This window comes from Pseudoalteromonas sp. BSi20311 (genome assembly GCF_000239875.1).
Classification (GTDB): Bacteria; Pseudomonadota; Gammaproteobacteria; order Enterobacterales; family Alteromonadaceae; genus Pseudoalteromonas.
Genome location: NZ_BADU01000115.1, coordinates 26,442 through 45,210 on the forward strand (window position 1 = coordinate 26,442; position 18,769 = coordinate 45,210).

The window sequence follows — 18,769 nt, forward strand, 5'->3', positions numbered from 1 at the left end:
CACTTAGAGAAAATTAGGACGAGATTTTACCAGAAAACTAAAGCAATGTTCACCCCGTTTAGCTTATTTTTTCCTCGTGCGGCTAGTAAACATCAGTGTTTAGCTAATAATCACATAAATAACAATCATTTATAGCCTTAAAATTGAGATAACAAAAAGCCCTGCAATTGCAGGGCTTTTTCAAATTTAACTAAAGCTATGATTACTGAGCTTTCGCGCCTTTCATGTATTGGAAGAAGTCGCTATCCGGTGATAACACCATCACGTCTTGCTTGCCTTTGAAAGTTTGCTTATAAGCTTCTAAAGAGCGAACAAAGCTAAAGAACTCAGGGTCTTTATTGTAAGCACTAGCGTAAATCGCAGCAGCGTCAGCATCACCTTGACCACGAACAGAACGAGCATTACGTTCTGCATCGGCAAGCATTACTGTTACACGACGGTCAACACCTGCACGAATTGTTTCGGCTTTTTCCTGACCTTCAGAGCGGTGCTCTTTAGCAACTGCAGTACGCTCAGCGCGCATACGTTGGTAAATAGAGCTACTCACCTCTTGTGGTAAGTTAATTTGCTTAACACGCACATCAAGTACTTCAATACCAAGCTCACTAGCACTTTCAGAGGCTTGTACTAACGCTTCTTCCATCAGCTCGCTACGCTCACCAGATACAATTTCACGAATAGTACGCGTACCAAAGTTAGTACGTAGCCCATTGTTTACCTTTTGCTTAAGTAGTGTTTCAGCGTATTGCTTATCACCACGTGCACGCAGGTAAAAAGAGCTAAAGTCGTTTACGCGCCACTTTACAAACGAGTCAACGATTAAGTCTTTTTTCTCGCTAGTTACAAAGCGATCTGGTGTGCCATCTAGCGTTTGAATACGTGCATCAATGCGACGTACTTGGCTAAAAAATGGGACTTTTAAGTGTAAACCCGGACCATAAACTACAGCTTGATCATCGCTGTCTTTTTGCACTTTACTAAATAAAAGCACAATCGCTTTTTGACCTTCAGAGACCACGAACACCGACGAGAAAGACATCACAATGGCGGCTAATAGGATTACTAAACTAAAGTTTTTCATTGCTCTTATCTCCCGTCGTTAAAACGATCATTGTTAAAGCGATCGTTACCACTATTAACAGTGCTGTTGCGTGACGTATTTACCTTGTTACGTAAATCGTTAATATCGCTTGAGCTTGGTAAAGCAACGCGTGTTGATGAACCCTGTTTCTCCATGATTTTATCAAGTGGTAAGTACATCATGTTATTACCGCCTTTAACATCAACCAATACTTTAGAGCTATTAGCCAGCACTTCTTGCATCGTATCTATGTATAAACGCTCACGTGTTACTTCTTTAGCTGCTTGGTATTCTGGAAGTAATTTCTCAAAACGAGCCACTTCACCTTGCGCTTCTAAAGTAATACGTTCTTGGTAACCTTCAGCTTCTTGCGTCATACGAGTTACTTGACCACGCGCACGCGGCTCAATTTCACGGGCATACGCTTCTGCTTCACGAATAAAGCGTTGCTCATCCTCTTGGGCTGCAATTGCATCATCAAACGCATCTTTAACTTCCATTGGTGGACGTGAGTCCTTGAAGTTAACGTCAGTTACGATTAAACCTAAATTATAAGGTTCGATGATTTGATTTAGCTCATCCCAGGTATTTTGACGCACAACTTCACGGCCGTTCGTCAGTACTTGGTCCATTTTTGAATGACCAACAACGTAACGCAACGCACTATCTAATGCTTCTTCAAGGCTGCTGTCAGCGTTAGTAACACTAAATTTGTACAAGTAAGGGTCGATTACTCGATACTGTACTTCAAATTCAACGCTTACTACGTTTTCATCTTCGGTTAGCATAAAACCTGATGCTGATAACGAGCGAACAGCTTCGATATCAACTGGAATAACCGTTTCAATAAAGGTCATTTTCCAACGCAAGCCTGGATCTGCAATTCGGTCAAACTTACCAAATTGAAGAACGACACCGCGCTCAGCTTCTTTCACCGTATAAATACCGCTTAGCGCCCATACAATTGCAGCGATAATAAGTACAAATGAAATACCGGCTCCGCCAAGTCCACCACCGCTACCATTGCCGGATTTTTTACCGCCAAATAAGCCGTTAAACTTGTTACTGAATTTACGGAACACCTCGTCTAAATCAGGTGGGCCTTGATCACGTCCGCCTTTGTTATTCCACGGATCTTTGTCATTGCCATTATTACCCGGTTCATTCCAGGCCATAGCTATACTCCATTGTTATCTAAATAAATTCGGAAATTGTGTTAAATCTAACAAATCTTCTGCGTTTCTTATACTAAAACCGACATTAATCTTGCAGTTTTTAATCGCAGCTAATAAAACTTTCAATTTCAGGGCCAAAATCTTTAATTAAACGGTTCCATTCAATCATAGGTAATCGTACATCAAGCAACCAATTACCTTGCTCATCAAACCGTTCATTGTGTACTGCGCTTAAATTAAATAGCGATGCTCTTAAACGCCCATACTGCGGTGCGAGTAACAGTGTTTCGTTAAGCATTTGTTTAGCGAGTAAGTCGCTGATAGCTTCACTAAGTAATTCACAGCCTTCGCCAGTTTTTGCCGATAGCCATACTCTTATAGGTTGGCCCTCGTCATCACGATCAATACGTGGCGTTACCTCATCAAGCGCATCAATTTTGTTATAAACTAATAACTGCGGTACCTCGTCGGCTTCAATCTCTTTAAGGACTTCTTGTACCTGTTCAATATTTTCTTTTCGGCGAGGGTCAGCTACATCTATCACATGCAGTTGCAAATCGGCTTCACGCGTCTCGGTTAGGGTTGCTTTAAATGCAGCCACTAAATCATGCGGTAAGTGACGAATAAACCCTACAGTATCCGCTAAAATAACGGAGCCAACATCACCTATATCGAGTTTACGTAGCGTTGGATCTAGAGTGGCGAATAGTTGATCGGCTGCATACACATCTGAATCGGTAATGTAGTTAAACAGTGTTGATTTTCCGGCATTGGTATAGCCCACCAGCGACACTGTTGGAATTTCATTACGTGTACGAGCACGTCGACCTTGTTCACGCTGTACAGCCACTTTGGCAAGTCGTGCACGAATATTTTTAATACGTGCGCGCAATAAACGTCGATCGGTTTCTAGCTGCGTTTCACCCGGACCACGTAAGCCTATCCCCCCTTTTTGGCGCTCAAGGTGAGTCCACCCACGGATTAAGCGTGTAGACATATGGCGAAGCTGCGCCAACTCAACTTGAAGTTTACCTTCATGAGTACGGGCACGCTGAGCAAAAATATCAAGAATAAGTGTTGTTCTGTCAAGCACCCGACATTGACAAACACGCTCTAAATTGCGTTCTTGAGACGGGCTCAACTGATGGTTAAAAATGACAACATCGGCATTGTGGATTTTGACAATTTCAGCTATTTCTTCCGCTTTGCCGGTACCGACAAATAACTTAGGATGTGGTGCTTGACGGCTGCCTTGCACAACCGCCAAACTACTAACACCAGCAGAAGATACCAACATTTCTAATTCATGAAGATCTTCACGATCCCCATCTTTAGGTAAGTCGATATGGACTAAAATTGCCTGTTCGCCAGATTCATAGCGGTCAAACAAGCATTACGCTCCTAATTTAAAAGTTTCCAGGTTCAGTTTCTTCAGTGTCTTCATTTCCCTGTACACCTTGGAAGTTGACTGCGCGTGCAGGTACAACTGTTGAAATTGCATGTTTATACACCATTTGATTAACAGTGTTTTCCAGTAAAATTACAAATTGGTCAAATGACTGAATTTTACCTTGTAATTTTATGCCATTTACCAAAAAAATTGATACTGGAATGCGCTCGCGGCGTAATGCATTTAAAAATGGGTCTTGTAACGATTGGCCTTTTGCCATGTTATTATTCCTTCGTTCTAGGTGTTATTATAATTAAGTGGCTGAACTAATTTAACAAAGCTAAATTTTGTCCAACTACTACTAGCTTAGCGAACTTACTACACGATGCAAGTTTTCTTCATCACCGGTTGTCAACCATGTAACGTCAGGCCAACTTCTTAACCACGTTAATTGACGCTTAGCCAATTGACGTGTGGCAGCAATACCGCGAAAAACCATTTCATCGTGATCTATTTCACCCGCAAGGTAATCCCACATCTGTCTATAACCTACACAACGAATAGAAGGCATATTGGGATGTAAATCCTCACGTAGATATAGGGTCGAAACTTCTTTTTCAAACCCCTGTTCAATCATTATTTTAAACCTTTCTGCAATTCGCTGGTGTAACTCTTTACGATCATCTGGAGCAATAGCAAATTGATGAAAAGTATAAGGTAAAGGTGGCTGTTTTTGCTTTTGCAATTCAGTCATTGTTTTACCTGTTATACGGTAAACCTCTAAAGCGCGATTAATTCGCTGTGAATCATTTTCACTCATCTTTTGCGCTGCTTGAGGATCTATTCTTAATAGCTCTTGATACAAATGTGGCCAGCCATGCTGTTTCGCCTGCATTTCAAGTTCTGCCCTTATCTGCTCATCAGCCTCAGGTAAAGGAGATAGTCCATCAATTAAGGCTTTAAAGTACATCATTGTACCTCCAACCAGTACAGGCACTTTACCTTGTTGATGAAATTTATCAATTTTTTCTATCGCATCGCGTCTAAAATCAGCCACTGAATAGGTTTCGCTTGGATCAAGTAAGTCAATTAAGTGATGTGGAGCACGTGCTAGTTCATCGGCATCCGGTTTAGCGGTACCAATATCCATACCTTTATAAACCAGTGCCGAATCAACGCTGATAATTTCAGTATTTAAATGCTCACACAGTGAAATTGCCAATGCTGTTTTACCAGCAGCGGTGGGGCCCATTAAAAATATGACCGGTAAATTACTCAACACGAATACCCTAATTAAATTGCGCTAGATAAGACTTTAATTCTATTTTAACCGCTTTTTCACGTAAACGTTCAATTGTTTGCGCATTATTTTGTAAGCGAGTTTGCTGTGCTGCAAAGGCATTACTGGCATAGAACCGTGTGGGTATTACATTTACCTGCCACGCTAACCACTTATCAATACTTTCTAATTGGGCTTTACACCCCTCAAGTAAGGCATCTACTGCGGCACTCACATCAAGTAAGTACAAGCAAACAGGCAATTTTTTAACCATAACAAACTGTTTTTCAATTAAAAGTTCAAAACCAAGCAAAGTAAACCATGATTGTTGCGCAGCCAGCATCTCAGTATCCTGTTTTGATACGTTAACCCGCACGGGTAATAACAATGCTTTGCCCTCAAGGCTGCCTTGCTCTTTAATTTGTGCAAGCCAATCATCTGCTAGCACATATTTAAAGTGTGAACAATAAAGTTGGTTTGCATCATTGAACACACAAACGCCCTGTTCAATGGTTATTATATCGACAGTGCGCAGTGCTGTATCTGATACTTGCGTCTCATTAGATTGCACAAATGCTGCCGCATTATCAAAGTGCTGCGCTTGTTGCTCATTCACGCCCTGATAAAACGCATTTACGTCATGGTAATTTTGGCTTTCGGCACGCACCTGTCCGCCTCCGCCCTGACGACTGCCATTATAAGAGGCACCGCTTGTAGATGGCGAATGACTTGGTTGTAATGACGACTTAGGATAATCAAAAAGTTCACTATTGGTCGTGTGTTCTTGGTTAAACGATGTAACCGGTGAATGATGCGTGTGAGCGGCTGGCGAATTAACAAACTCAGCTTGCAGGGGCACAACAACTTGTTTAATCGCTTGTAAAATAAAGTCATGTACTAAGCGCCCTTGATGAAAGCGCACCTCATGTTTAGCAGGATGTACGTTCACATCTACTTGACGTGGATCTATATCAATATAAATCACAAACCCAGGTAACTCTTGCTCACCACTGACCTCTTCAAATGCTTGGCGAATAGCATGCAAAATAAGTTTATCGCGCATCATACGATTATTTACATAGGTGTACTGTGTGGTATTGGCCGAGCCAACTGGCAACACCCAACCATGTAGTTGCAGCCCTGATTCGCCTGATTGGATATGTAGTCCCTGTTCAGCAAACGCTTTACCCGCGACTTGGGCAACTCGTGTAATCGCTTGAGCAGGATCGGTTTTAGCGCGATATTGCCGTACTACTTTTTCGTTATGAGTTAACGTAATTGATACATCAAAGCGACTCAGCGCAATCCGCTTTATAAGCTCATCAATATGGCTAAACTCGGTTTTTTCGGTACGTAAAAACTTACGCCGTGCTGGGGTATTAAAAAATAAGTCTTTTACTTCAATTGTAGTACCGCTGGGATGTGCCACAGGCTTTACCTCCACGGCCATATCTCGGCCTTGTGCAAAGGCTTGCCAAGCAGCTTCTTGCTGTTCGGGCTTAGAGCTTAAAGTTAAGCGAGATACCGAGCTAATGGACGCGAGAGCTTCGCCTCTAAAGCCTAGAGAACAAATATTTTCTAAGTCGTCTAGCGACTTTAGTTTACTGGTAGCATGGCGAGAGAGCGCTAATGTGAGCTCCTCTTTTGCAATCCCTGAGCCATTATCACGAATTCGAATCAGCTTATGACCACCGCGCTCAATATCTATTTGAATACGTGTCGCGCCTGCATCTAGGCTATTTTCTACTAACTCTTTAACCACCGATGCAGGACGTTCAACAACTTCACCCGCCGCAATCTGGTTTGCCAAGCGCGCAGGTAATATTTCAATACTCATAAAAACCCTAAATGTTGTGCGCTTTTAAAATTAACTCTGAGGAATATCAAGTTCTTGACCAATAAATAGCGTATTTGAACTGAGCTTATTAACCTGTTTAATTTGATTAATACTGACACCATATCGCCCTGCCAACATACTCAATGACTCCCCCGGACGTACCTTGTGCTTTGTTGGGTATTGAGACTTTAATGACGCAAACAGAGAGTCGTCGGGTGGGTTGCGCAAATAGTAATTTTTAATTGAGGTAAACATGGCTTTCGCCAAACGCTCTTGGTGATTGGCGCTTTTAAGCAGTCGCTCTTCACGAGGATTAGAGATAAATCCAGTTTCAACTAAAATAGACGGAATATCTGGCGACTTTAATACTGCAAGGCTGGCATGTTGCGGTGCCTTTTTATGCATTTTTGCTACTTTTCTTAATTCTTTTATTACTTCATCTGCAACATTAAGCCCTGTTTTCATTGAATGATCCATCGACATATCAAGCAAGGCTTGCGCTAAGTACTTTTCATTAGCAGCATCTTTAATAACATCAGCGGCCCCGCCAAGTAACTCAGAGTGCTTTTCTTTATCCTCAATCCATTTACCTATTTCTGAGTTGGCGCGTCGCAACGACAACACCCATACCGAAGCCCCATTTGGCCCTGGACTGGTAAACGCATCAGCATGAATAGAAACAAAAAAGTCGGCTTTTTTCTGGCGAGCACGATTAGTACGTGTATTAAGTTTTACAAAGTAATCGCCACTACGAACCATACGCGAAATCATACCGCGCTCAGCATCAATCATGCGCTCTAAACGCTTGGCAATTTGTAAAGTGATGTCTTTTTCGTAGGTACCTGAAGGGCCAATGGAGCCTGGATCTTCACCACCATGGCCTGCATCAATGGCAATAACAATGTCGCGTTCTTGGCTTAACTGGCGTTTTTTAGCTGCCGTTTGTGCCGGACTGACCGCCCCTTGAGGTTGACTCTTGTCGTATAAGTCGACCACTAACCTGTTTTTATAAGGCCCCGTAGGTGCCAATGCAAATACCACAGGCTTGACCGGTCCGCTTAATTCAAACACTAAACGCACGCTGTGTTCATTTTTAGGTTTTGAGTAGCGTAACTTACTAACTATTTGGTGCTTTGATGGCACACCTGGCAATGTTTTCAACTCATCCGTATTTTCTAAATCAACGACTAAACGGCTTGGGTTTTTTAACATAAAGTAACTAAAGTCGGGTTTATCGTCGAGATCAAACACCACCCGAGTGCTATCAGGTGATGGCCAAACACGCACACTATTAATAGTGTTTTGCGCCCACAATGGCAAGCTCACTGTAAAAACCATGAGGTAAATAAAAAGTTTAACTAAACCACGACTCATTTTGATAATCACTGCCTTAACTATTTTATTATCTATTATTTAGTTTTTCGACAATTGCTACACCACGCTCACTGGCGCTGTTAATAACAATTTTACGCTCGTCACCTACATAACTTAGCGTAGCATTTAGATCGGGAACAGGGATAAATTCTCCACCTTTTTCCGGCCACTCAACAATACAAATTGCCGTTGCTGAAAAATAATCACGAATCCCCATAAATTCAAGCTCTTCTGGGTCACCTAATCGATATAAATCAAAATGATAAACATTGCCACGCGCAAGTTCGTAGGGCTCAACAAGTGTATAAGTGGGACTTTTAACCTTACCTGTATGACCAAAACCTTGCACTATACCGCGAGTAAATGTCGTTTTACCTGCCCCCAAATCACCATGCAAATAAATAACTGCGCCCTGTTCTATTATGGCAGCTAATTTATTACCCATAGCAACAGTGGCATTTTCATCGACTAAATGAAAATTAAAACTACACGACATGATTACCTCAAAATTTACGAAAAGCGCATATTTGTTAATCATACCAGATTATTTATTTAAGGTGATACTGCCTCTTTTTTAAAGATAAAAAAACCGGCTTAAGCCGGTTTTAATTAGCATAGACTTTACAGCCCTAATTTCTTCTCAAGATAGTGGATATTTGTACCACCATTTTTGAAGTTTTCATCTGCAAGAATACGCTTATGCAGTGGGGTGTTGGTTTTAATACCATCGATAACGAGTTCATTAAGTGCATTACGTGCACGGGCAATAGCTACATCACGGTTTTCACCGTAAGTAATTAGCTTGCCAATCATTGAATCGTAATGTGGAGGAACTGTGTAGTCAGCGTAAATATGGCTGTCCCAACGAATACCTAAACCACCAGCTGGATGAAAACGGGTAATTTTACCAGGTGATGGAATAAAGGTTTCTGGATCTTCAGCATTAATACGACACTCAATAGCATGGCCACGAATAACCACATCTTCTTGAGTAAATGATAAAGGCTGACCAGCGGCAATTTTTAATTGCTCTTTGATTAAATCAACACCAGTGACCATTTCAGTTACTGGGTGCTCAACCTGAATACGGGTGTTCATTTCAATGAAGTAAAATTCACCGTTCTCGTATAAGAACTCAAACGTACCCGCACCACGATAACCAATTTCGATACATGCGCGTGTACAACGCTCACCAATGAACTTACGTACTTCTGCAGTAATGCCTGGCGCTGGCGCCTCTTCCACTACTTTTTGGTGACGACGTTGCATTGAACAATCACGCTCACCTAAGTGAACCGCATTGCCTTGACCGTCGGCCAATACTTGTACTTCAATATGGCGTGGGTTTTCAAGGAATTTCTCCATGTAAACCATGCTGTTGCCAAAGAACTGTTTCGCTTCTTGTTGCGTTAGCGCAATTGAATTGATTAACTCAGCTTCGTTGCGAACAACACGCATACCACGGCCACCGCCACCGCCAGCTGCTTTTATAATTACCGGGTAACCAATACGCTTAGCAATTTGCATGTTGCGCTCTTTATCATCCGATACCGGACCATCAGAACCTGGCACACACGGAACACCCGCTTTACGCATCGCTTCGATTGCCGATACTTTATCGCCCATTAGACGAATAGTGTCGCCGCGAGGACCGATAAATACAAAACCGCTTTGCTCAACTTGGTCGGCAAAGTCTGCATTTTCTGCAAGAAAACCATAACCTGGGTGGATAGCGACCGCATCAGTAATTTCTGCTGCGGCAATAATGCGTGGAATGTCTAAGTAACTTTCAGTTGCTGCAGGTTTACCAATACAGATGGTTTCATCTGCTAGCAATACATGCTTAAGATCGCGATCCGCCGTTGAATGCACAGCAACCGTTTTGATCCCAAGCTCTTTGCAGGCGCGCAATATACGAAGTGCAATTTCACCTCGGTTTGCAATGACTACTTTATCTAACATGAGAGTTGGCCTTTTACGTTGCGCTATTATTCAATGATGAATAAAGGTTGATCAAATTCTACTGGCTCGCCGTTTTCTACTAAAATAGCTTTTACTGTACCGGCTTTATCTGACTCAATTTGGTTCATCATCTTCATTGCTTCAACGATACATAGTGTGTCGCCAACTTTAACTTGAGAACCCACTTCAACATATGCTGGTGCTTCTGGAGAAGCTGCTGCATAAAAAGAACCTACCATAGGTGACTTAACTTGATGACCTGTAGGCCCTGCAGGTGCTTCAGATTCCACGGCCGCAGGTGCAGATGGTGCAGCTGCCGCTGGAGCAGGTGCTGGAGCGTATTGCTGTGGTGCAAATTGCGCGTACGCAGGACCGGCACTCATGTTGTTACGGTTAATACGTACTGATTCTTCACCTTCAGTGATTTCTAGTTCTGCAATACCTGATTCTTCTACTAATTCAATTAGTTTTTTGATCTTGCGAATATCCATAAACGGCCCGCCTATTAGTTTGTTAGTTTAAATTTAGTTTGAGTTTTGCAATCGGCTGACTGCTGCATTTAAAGCAGCGTGATAACCCATTGCACCTAATCCACAAATAACGCCTTGCGCCACATCAGAAAAATAAGAATGATGGCGAAACGTTTCACGTGCATGCACATTACTTAAGTGCACTTCAAAGAACGGAATATCAACACTTAGCAATGCATCACGTAATGCGACGCTTGTGTGCGTAAATGCTGCTGGGTTAATTATTATGTAATCAACCGCTTGCCAAGCATCATGAATGCGTTCAATGAGCGCTTGTTCACTATTACTTTGGAAATGCGTTAATGCCACACCTAAACTATTAGCAGCGCTGTTTAACTCGCTCATAATATGCTCTAAAGAATGCGAACCGTACTTATCAGGTTCACGCTTTCCTAGCATGTTTAAATTTGGGCCATTTATAACTAAAATCTTTAATTTTGCAGCCATAATACGCGATATATCCTATAAGTAATGAGTTAAGCGGTTACTAACTAGTTTTTCTCTAAAAAGTAAGCAGAAAAAAGTAAGATAGCAACAATTTCTCACGTTAACCAACTATTATAGTGATTTCGAAGTAAATAGCAGCAAAATACTGGTCTAATCTCTGTTCTGGGGACATACATTGAGGGAAGTGATATGGCACAACATTAATATAATGTTGTGCCATATAGAATGATTATTCAGCGCTGGCACGCACTGCAGCTAGGTGCTTAGCAAAATCATCCGCATTTAAAAAGCCAGTTACACGTTGTGCACTTAACTCTTCACCTTGGGTATTGAAGAATAAAATACTCGGCAAACCAAACACTGAGTATGCTTCCATAAGCTCAATTGTTTCATTATCGCTTTGGGTTAGGTCAATTTGAATCAATTGGTAATGGCTAAACTCACTTTGCACTTGCGGGTCAGGAAATGTGTAATGCTCAAACTCTTTACACGCTACACACCAGTCAGCGTATAAGTCCACCATAACCATGCGACCTTCGCTATTTGCTTGTGATACGGCTTGTTTAAGCTCGGCCAAGTTAGCAACATGTTTAAACTCATTGCTTTGCGAGGTTGTTTGCAAACTCACTGTTGGTGTTGGCCAAAAATAGTTTTTGGTTAAGTTAATTCCTGTGAGCACTAATAAAACAGCCATAAACCACAGTAAAGTTTTTAACTTACCTTGCGATTGGGCGCTTTGCCAATGATGAAAATAAAGCGCTGTAGCGATAGCTAATAAACCAGCTAATAATAAAATTATCTCGATATCGATAATTCGCTCTAGCAAAATAAGTGGCACAACTAACATAATAAAACCAAATAAAGTTTTAACTTGTTCCATCCACCCGCCAGCTTTAGGTAATAGCTTACCTCCCGATGTACCAAGGAGTAACAGTGGTAAGCCCATTCCTAGGCTAAGTACGTAAAGCGTTAGTCCACCGACTAAGTAATCGCCGCTTTGCGCTACAAATAATAATGCGGCTGATAAAGGTGCAGTGGTACAGGGTGATGCAATAAGCCCTGATAAAACCCCCATCAGGAATACCCCAATGTAATTACCGCCTTTTTGGTTATTGCTCACTTGGGTTAGTTTGTTCATCATACTGCTAGGTAATTTTATTTCGTACCAACCGAACATCGACATAGCCAACAACACAAACAATAAGCTAAAACTTATCAATACATATGGGTGCTGTAAGTAACCTTGCACTTGGCCGCCTAATGCAGCAACCACTAAGCCTAATGCAGCATAGGTGACCGCCATACCCTGAATATAAACAAATGACAGTGCAAATGCTTTTTTGGTAGACAGGTTCTTTTGACCCGCAATTAAGCTAGATAAAATAGGGAACATCGGAAATACACACGGTGTAAATGCCAAACCTACACCCACAGCAAAAAATATAGCAAGGTTAACCATTAAGCTCTGACTAGCTAGTTGCTCTGTAAAGGTGAGCTCTTTCTCAGGTGTTGCTGCAGTAACAGGTTTTTCTACAGGTTGGCTAAGTGCCGAGAATGCACTACTTGTTGCGGTATTGTCATTAGTATTATTCTCACCTGCCAGTACACTCAATGGAATGCTTATAATTTCAGGTGGATAACACAGCCCTGCTTTTGCACAGCCTTGATAACGCACCTTAACAACGCCATCTTCACTTACATTACTAAGCTTGCTGATAATACTGAGAGAATTAAAAAACACTTCAGTTTTACCAAAAAACTCATCTTCAATAACTTCACCAGAGCCCAACTCAGGCACGTCAATGCTGGCACCTTTAGCAATAATTTCTATTTTATCTTTGTATAAATAATAGTCATCAGCGATATCCCAACCAACAAATAACGTACTACCTTGCTGATCAAAATCAAATACAAACGCTTCATTTACCGGTAAAAATGTGTGCTGAGTTGGTTTAAGAAAATCATCAAGGGTATTTTGTGTTGCCCAAACAGGCGCCATTAATACGCTTAATAAAAAAAATAAAATAAAGCGCATTAATGAAGCACCTCATCCATCCAATTAAAGTAAGCCAAGTTACCGGTTGCTACATCAACGACTTGTATTTCTGGTACTTCATAGCTGTGAAGATCTTTCAAAGTTAAAAATACATCGTTCATTTTATCGGCCTTGGTTTTAATTAGCAGCTTCACTTCAGTTGCCTCGGCTACTTCACCTTCCCATATGTAAATTGAAGTCATGGCAGGTAAAATATTTACACAAGCAGCCAGTTTCTTTTCAATTAGCGCCATAGCCAATAAACGGGCTTCGTGGTTATCTCTGCAAGTGGTAAAAATAAGTTTAAATTGCGTTGTCATAGTGAACCTTTACTTGTTTACGGGGGTCTAGCCCCATAGTAGCTGATAGCGGGTATAATGTGTAGACACGAACTCTGTCAACATTTGAGGTCTTTACAGTAAAGTGACTTAAACCCACTAGCTATAACTTTACTAACATTAAAGTTTATTACTTACTCTTATTAGCTTGAAAATAGACCCGACAACCCTCACTTATATTTCATTAGCACCTTAATGAGTGTCATTTTAGAGAGTCTTATGTTTAGAATTTTATTTTTGCTGTTTATCATCATTCCTATTATTGAAATTGCCTTACTAATTCAGGTTAGTGACGTAATAGGTGGCTTCGCAACAATCGCTTTGGTGGTACTAACCGCTATTGTGGGTGCGAAAATGGTGAAACAGCAAGGGATGGGCGCATTACAAAACGTACAAGTGCAAATGGCTCAAGGGCAAATGCCGGCTAAAGAGTTGTTTACCGGTATTTGCGTGATTATTGCTGGGGTACTTTTATTAACACCTGGCATTATGACGGATGTATTTGGCTTACTGCTTCTTACTCCTGCAATTCGTAATAAATTAGCCGCAGGACTTGCCAGCCAAGCAACAGTGAGAATGAGCGCTAGTATGCACCAAACGAGTACTTCAGGGTTTTCACAACCTCATCAATCTATGCATCATGAGCAAGATGAAAACCGTCCTAATACCATAGATGGTGAATACGAGCGAAAAGATTAAAAATTTATCATTTTTTCTCTTGGAATTTTTCACTCCACCCCCATTAATGAAAGCAAATTAGATACACTTTTTTCTGTACTGTTCAGAAACTGTTAGGAGAACTAAAAACATGAACATTCGTCCTTTACAAGATCGCGTAATCATCAAGCGTCTAGAAGAAGAAACCAAGTCTGCTGGCGGTATTGTATTAACTGGCTCTGCAGCTGAAAAATCAACTCGCGGAGAAGTTGTTGCCGTAGGTAATGGTCGCGTTTTAGAAAACGGTGACGTTCGCGCGTTAGAAGTGAAAGCCGGTGACACTGTGTTATTTGGCTCATATGTTGAAAAAACTGAAAAGATCGAAGGTCAAGAGTACCTGATCATGCGTGAAGACAATATTTTAGGCATTGTAGGCTAAACCTACTTTTCGTTTAACACACATTTTAAGAATTTAGAGGAAATTAAACATGGCAGCAAAAGAAGTACTGTTTGCAGGCGACGCACGTGCAAAAATGCTAACTGGCGTAAACATTTTAGCAAACGCAGTAAAAGTAACATTAGGCCCTAAAGGTCGTAACGTTGTACTAGACAAATCATTTGGCTCTCCAGTGATCACCAAAGATGGTGTATCTGTAGCAAAAGAAATCGAACTTGAAGATAAGTTTGAAAATATGGGCGCACAAATGGTTAAAGAAGTAGCGTCTAAAGCAAATGATGCTGCTGGTGACGGTACTACTACCGCAACTGTGCTTGCTCAGTCTATTGTAAACGAAGGTCTTAAAGCAGTTGCTGCGGGTATGAACCCAATGGATCTTAAGCGCGGTATTGATAAAGCAATCATTGCTGCAGTTGCAGAACTTAAAGCGCTTTCTGTTCCATGTGCTGATACTAAAGCGATTGCACAAGTGGGTACTATTTCAGCTAACTCTGATAAAGAAATTGGTGAAATCATTGCTGATGCAATGGAAAAAGTAGGCCGTAACACTGGTGTAATCACCGTTGAAGAAGGTCAATCACTGGAAAACGAACTAGATGTTGTAGAAGGCATGCAGTTTGACCGTGGTTACTTATCTCCATACTTTATCAACAACGCTGAAAAAGGCGCGGTTGAACTAGATAACCCATTTATCTTACTTGTAGATAAAAAAATATCTAACATCCGTGAATTATTACCAACATTAGAAGCGGTTGCTAAAGCAAGTAAACCTCTACTAATTATCGCAGAAGACCTTGAAGGTGAAGCGTTAGCGACACTAGTAGTTAATAACATGCGTGGTATTGTAAAAGTATCAGCGGTTAAAGCACCTGGTTTTGGCGATCGTCGTAAAGCAATGCTACAAGATATCGCGGTTTTAACTGGCGGTACTGTGATTTCTGAAGAAATCGGCCTTGAGCTTGAAAAAGCAACAGTTGAAGACTTAGGTACAGCTAAACGTGTAGTAATCACTAAAGATGACACAACAATCATTGATGGTGCTGGTGAAGAAGACGGCATTAACGGCCGTGTTGCACAAATCAAAGCACAAATTGAAGAAGCGACTTCAGACTACGACAAAGAAAAACTACAAGAGCGCATGGCTAAGTTAGCTGGCGGTGTTGCAGTGATCAAAGTAGGTGCCGCTACTGAGATGGAAATGAAAGAGAAAAAAGATCGTGTTGAAGATGCATTACATGCAACTCGCGCAGCGGTTGAAGAAGGCGTAGTACCAGGTGGTGGTGTTGCATTAGTTCGTGCTGCTAGCAAATTAGTAGACTTACTAGGCGACAACGAAGATCAAAACCACGGTATTAAAGTGGCACTTCGTGCGATGGAAGCACCACTTCGTCAAATCGTTACAAACGCAGGTGATGAAGCATCAGTTGTTATTAACGCAGTTAAAGGCGGCGAAGGTAACTACGGGTACAATGCAGCCACTGGCGAATACAACGACATGATTGAAATGGGCATCCTAGATCCAACGAAAGTAACGCGTTCTGCATTACAATTTGCAGGATCGATTGCCGGACTAATGATCACCACAGAAGCAATGGTCGCTGAAATCCCTAAAGAAGAAGCGGGCGCTCCTGATATGGGTGGCATGGGCGGCATGGGTGGTATGGGCGGTATGATGTAATCATCCCCTAACCACTTAGCTCAAATAAAAACCCAGCTTCGGCTGGGTTTTTAGCAATAGAGATAAAATAAATTCACTAGACAACAATAAAATTACCTCAGTGTATTTCAATGCAACTGAGTTCCTGCAAGCTATACCCAGAGTAAATTTTATTTAACATGATTAAGGATATTAAGTTGAATACAAAACCTGAAATTATCATTTCATCGCTGGATGCAGATAGATTATATGCACTGATGGAGTCGTTGCCTGCAAACAGCTTTGCGGGTGAAAAAGAACTTGAAGCAGAGCTTGGACGAGCCAACATAGTTGAGCCGCATGAAGTTCCCGCAACTGTGGTAACCATGAATTCAACCGTGAACTTTGTTGTTGAATCTACAGGTGAGGAGTTTACTTTAACGCTTGTTTACCCAAAAAACATTGACTCAAGTGGTGACAAAATATCAATCTTAGCCCCTATCGGTAGTGCACTACTCGGCCTTTCACAAGGAGATCAAATTGAATGGCCTAAGCCAGGCGGTGGATTAGTTACAGTAACAATCAAAGAAGTTATTTATCAGCCTGAAAGAGCTGGTGAGCTTCACAGATAGTAGCCAAAGTAAGCAGCGAAGACATTAGCGAGTACATACAAGTCAATGCTGCTTTGACTAGCTCAATTATAAATGATTTATCAGTGCTCTTACATGAGTAAATAAATCACTAGCTAACATTCCTCTTTGTCCTGATTGTTCACAAGCCCTATCACCCGCCGTTGCATGTAACACAACACCATAGCACGCGGCATCACTGCTATTTAATCCTTGAGCCATTAACGCCCCAATTATCCCGCTAAGCACATCACCACTGCCTCCTACAGCCAAACCGGGGTTACCATTTTCACATACCCAAGTATGCTCTGTGTTATCAATTAGCGTACCTGAACCCTTTAAAATAGAGGTCGCATCAAAGTTAATTGCACATTGTCGAGCATAATAGAAACGGTCAGCTTCAATATCAGTGGTAGTTAACTCTAATAATCGTGCAGCCTCTGCGGGATGAGGCGTTAGCACGGTATTACTTAATTTATAAGAAGAAGATTGCTTAGCTAATAAGTTTAAGGCATCTGCATCAATAACAGTAGGCATATTATATTGTTGGCAATAACGGATAACTCGCTCAAAGGTTTTTTGGGCCCACTCATCTTGACCTAAACCAGGACCGATAACTACACACGTTGACCACGCTAAAGCATCATCCAAATGTTCACTAGTTACCATAAGCTCTGGTCGCCCGATACTCACAGGTAAAACGGCATGTTCATGGGTATATACTTTTACCATTCCAGCACCAGCTCTTAATCCACTTTCAGCACTTAACCTAATAGCCCCTGCAGAGCCATGGTTTCCACCTATACACAATAATTTACCATGACTGCCTTTATGACTACTCACCAAGCGTTCAGGCAATGGTCTGAAGCTGTCTATATTAATAATCTGAGCTGAAGGGGTCGCTAATTTCATAAACTGCTCGCCAACGCCTAAATCATCGAAGTGCAAATCCCCCGCATACTGCTTCCCTGTAGCCGTTGTGAGCCCTTGTTTTATCCCAACTAGTGTAACCGTTTTAGTTGCCATAATGGCTGCTCCGTGGGGGCAGCCAGTATCTGCATTAATACCTGACGGTACATCAATACTAAGGATAGGTTTTGCACTTTGATTAACTGCTTTAATCATTTCAGCAAATTTGTCATGCACGTTATTAGTTAAACCTGTCCCAAGCAATGCATCAACTATGGCATCACACTCATCAAGTAATTCCTGCGAAAAGTCACATATCTGACCACCCGCATTAATCCATTTTTTTTGCGCTTTTGCCGCGTCTCCGGTTAAGACTTTACCCGGATTAATAGCACAAACAACTACATGCCTATCAGCTTGTTTAATTAATCGAGCTACCTCATAACCATCTCCAGCATTATTTCCATTACCTGTAATAACTAACGTTTGCTTTGCATTAAAGGTTTTCCAACAGTAAAAAACAGCCTGCGCGGCGCGCTGCATCAGCGTGTATAGATCAGCGCCCTCAGCATGGGCTGCTTGTTCTTCATACTCTTTTACCTGTTTTGATAAATAGGTCCATTGTTCGCACTTAGATGACGTTAGTAGTAATGACATAAAAAGCTCAATTTAATAAAAATACTTAATTTCATTTTGGGCTTAATAAATTCTTTTTCAAGTAAAACATAGTTATGTAATCTATAAGGCTTTATTTAAGGAGCTATTAATTTTGTATAACGAGGATCACCATACAATAGAGGGTAATAGGAGATCAGTGTAAAGCAGAGCTTATTTTTTACTTAAAGCCGGATGCTTTGCACTTTTCTTGTATTTGGAGTGGGTATACTACTTCGTAGCGACAGCGCAGTAGAATGTCGTGGGGTCGGTTCTGGTCAATTCTCTTCCTTTAACCTAATACCTTTCACCTCGAACTTCTTTTTACTTTATTCCAGACGTAAAAAAGCCCGACTCTTTCGAATCGGGCTTTCTTGTA

Annotated in this window: 18 protein-coding genes; 4 read left to right on the forward strand and 14 right to left on the reverse strand. The window is 41.4% G+C overall.

Features of this window, described 5'->3' with window-relative positions; all coding sequences use genetic code 11:
• Positions 1-202: 202 nt before the first annotated feature.
• From hflC to cutA, 13 genes are all read right to left on the reverse strand, one after another.
• Positions 203-1,081, reverse strand: coding sequence for a protease modulator HflC (gene hflC, locus P20311_RS12865; protein WP_008113491.1), 879 nt, complete (start codon positions 1,079-1,081; stop codon positions 203-205).
• 5 nt (positions 1,082-1,086) lie between these two features.
• Positions 1,087-2,256 (reverse strand): FtsH protease activity modulator HflK, encoded by a 1,170-nt coding sequence (hflK, locus tag P20311_RS12870; RefSeq protein ID WP_008113492.1) that lies wholly within the window; start codon positions 2,254-2,256, stop codon positions 1,087-1,089.
• Between the two features lie 100 nt (positions 2,257-2,356).
• Positions 2,357-3,646, reverse strand: coding sequence for a ribosome rescue GTPase HflX (gene hflX, locus P20311_RS12875; protein WP_008113493.1), 1,290 nt, complete (start codon positions 3,644-3,646; stop codon positions 2,357-2,359).
• A 16-nt stretch (positions 3,647-3,662) separates the two neighbouring features.
• Positions 3,663-3,926 (reverse strand): RNA chaperone Hfq, encoded by a 264-nt coding sequence (gene hfq, locus P20311_RS12880; RefSeq protein WP_008113494.1) that lies wholly within the window; start codon positions 3,924-3,926, stop codon positions 3,663-3,665.
• Between the two features lie 81 nt (positions 3,927-4,007).
• Complete coding sequence (gene miaA / locus P20311_RS12885) at positions 4,008-4,925, reverse strand: tRNA (adenosine(37)-N6)-dimethylallyltransferase MiaA (RefSeq protein WP_008113495.1); 918 nt, start codon at positions 4,923-4,925, stop codon at positions 4,008-4,010.
• A gap of 10 nt (positions 4,926-4,935) precedes the next feature.
• Positions 4,936-6,762 carry a DNA mismatch repair endonuclease MutL gene (gene mutL, locus P20311_RS12890; protein ID WP_008113496.1) on the reverse strand — a complete coding sequence of 609 codons (1,827 nt, stop codon included), beginning with the start codon at positions 6,760-6,762 and terminating at the stop codon, positions 4,936-4,938.
• 30 nt (positions 6,763-6,792) lie between these two features.
• Entirely contained in the window at positions 6,793-8,136 is a 1,344-nt protein-coding gene (locus P20311_RS12895) for an N-acetylmuramoyl-L-alanine amidase (RefSeq protein ID WP_008113497.1), read from the reverse strand.
• Between the two features lie 28 nt (positions 8,137-8,164).
• Positions 8,165-8,632, reverse strand: a complete 468-nt coding sequence (tsaE, locus tag P20311_RS12900) for a tRNA (adenosine(37)-N6)-threonylcarbamoyltransferase complex ATPase subunit type 1 TsaE (RefSeq protein WP_008113499.1) — start codon at positions 8,630-8,632, stop codon at positions 8,165-8,167.
• Positions 8,633-8,757: 125 nt separating this feature from the next.
• Positions 8,758-10,098: an acetyl-CoA carboxylase biotin carboxylase subunit gene (accC, locus tag P20311_RS12905; protein WP_008113500.1), complete on the reverse strand. Its 1,341-nt coding sequence runs from the start codon at positions 10,096-10,098 to the stop codon at positions 8,758-8,760.
• Positions 10,099-10,124: 26 nt separating this feature from the next.
• Entirely contained in the window at positions 10,125-10,589 is a 465-nt protein-coding gene (gene accB / locus P20311_RS12910; RefSeq protein ID WP_008113502.1) for an acetyl-CoA carboxylase biotin carboxyl carrier protein, read from the reverse strand.
• A gap of 33 nt (positions 10,590-10,622) precedes the next feature.
• Positions 10,623-11,075 (reverse strand): type II 3-dehydroquinate dehydratase, encoded by a 453-nt coding sequence (aroQ, locus tag P20311_RS12915; protein ID WP_008113504.1) that lies wholly within the window; start codon positions 11,073-11,075, stop codon positions 10,623-10,625.
• Positions 11,076-11,304: 229 nt separating this feature from the next.
• Positions 11,305-13,110 (reverse strand): protein-disulfide reductase DsbD, encoded by a 1,806-nt coding sequence (locus P20311_RS12920; RefSeq protein WP_008113506.1) that lies wholly within the window; start codon positions 13,108-13,110, stop codon positions 11,305-11,307.
• Entirely contained in the window at positions 13,110-13,430 is a 321-nt protein-coding gene (cutA, locus tag P20311_RS12925) for a divalent-cation tolerance protein CutA (RefSeq protein ID WP_008113508.1), read from the reverse strand. The genes P20311_RS12920 and cutA overlap by 1 nt, the downstream gene beginning before the upstream one ends.
• Positions 13,431-13,667: 237 nt before the next feature.
• Here cutA and P20311_RS12930 point away from each other — a divergent pair, with 237 nt between their 5' ends.
• The 4 genes from P20311_RS12930 to rnk all read left to right on the forward strand — a co-directional run bounded on the left by P20311_RS12930 (position 13,668) and on the right by rnk (position 16,830).
• On the forward strand, positions 13,668-14,147 hold the full coding sequence (locus P20311_RS12930) for an FxsA family protein (RefSeq protein ID WP_008113509.1): 480 nt from the start codon (positions 13,668-13,670) through the stop codon (positions 14,145-14,147).
• 109 nt (positions 14,148-14,256) lie between these two features.
• Positions 14,257-14,544, forward strand: coding sequence for a co-chaperone GroES (locus P20311_RS12935; RefSeq protein WP_008113511.1), 288 nt, complete (start codon positions 14,257-14,259; stop codon positions 14,542-14,544).
• A 49-nt stretch (positions 14,545-14,593) separates the two neighbouring features.
• Complete coding sequence (gene groL / locus P20311_RS12940) at positions 14,594-16,240, forward strand: chaperonin GroEL (protein WP_008113513.1); 1,647 nt, start codon at positions 14,594-14,596, stop codon at positions 16,238-16,240.
• A 176-nt stretch (positions 16,241-16,416) separates the two neighbouring features.
• On the forward strand, positions 16,417-16,830 hold the full coding sequence (gene rnk, locus P20311_RS12945) for a nucleoside diphosphate kinase regulator (RefSeq protein WP_008113515.1): 414 nt from the start codon (positions 16,417-16,419) through the stop codon (positions 16,828-16,830).
• A gap of 66 nt (positions 16,831-16,896) precedes the next feature.
• Here rnk and P20311_RS12950 read toward each other — a convergent pair whose 3' ends face one another.
• On the reverse strand, positions 16,897-18,393 hold the full coding sequence (locus P20311_RS12950) for a bifunctional ADP-dependent NAD(P)H-hydrate dehydratase/NAD(P)H-hydrate epimerase (RefSeq protein WP_008113516.1): 1,497 nt from the start codon (positions 18,391-18,393) through the stop codon (positions 16,897-16,899).
• Between the last annotated feature and the right edge of the window lie 376 nt (positions 18,394-18,769).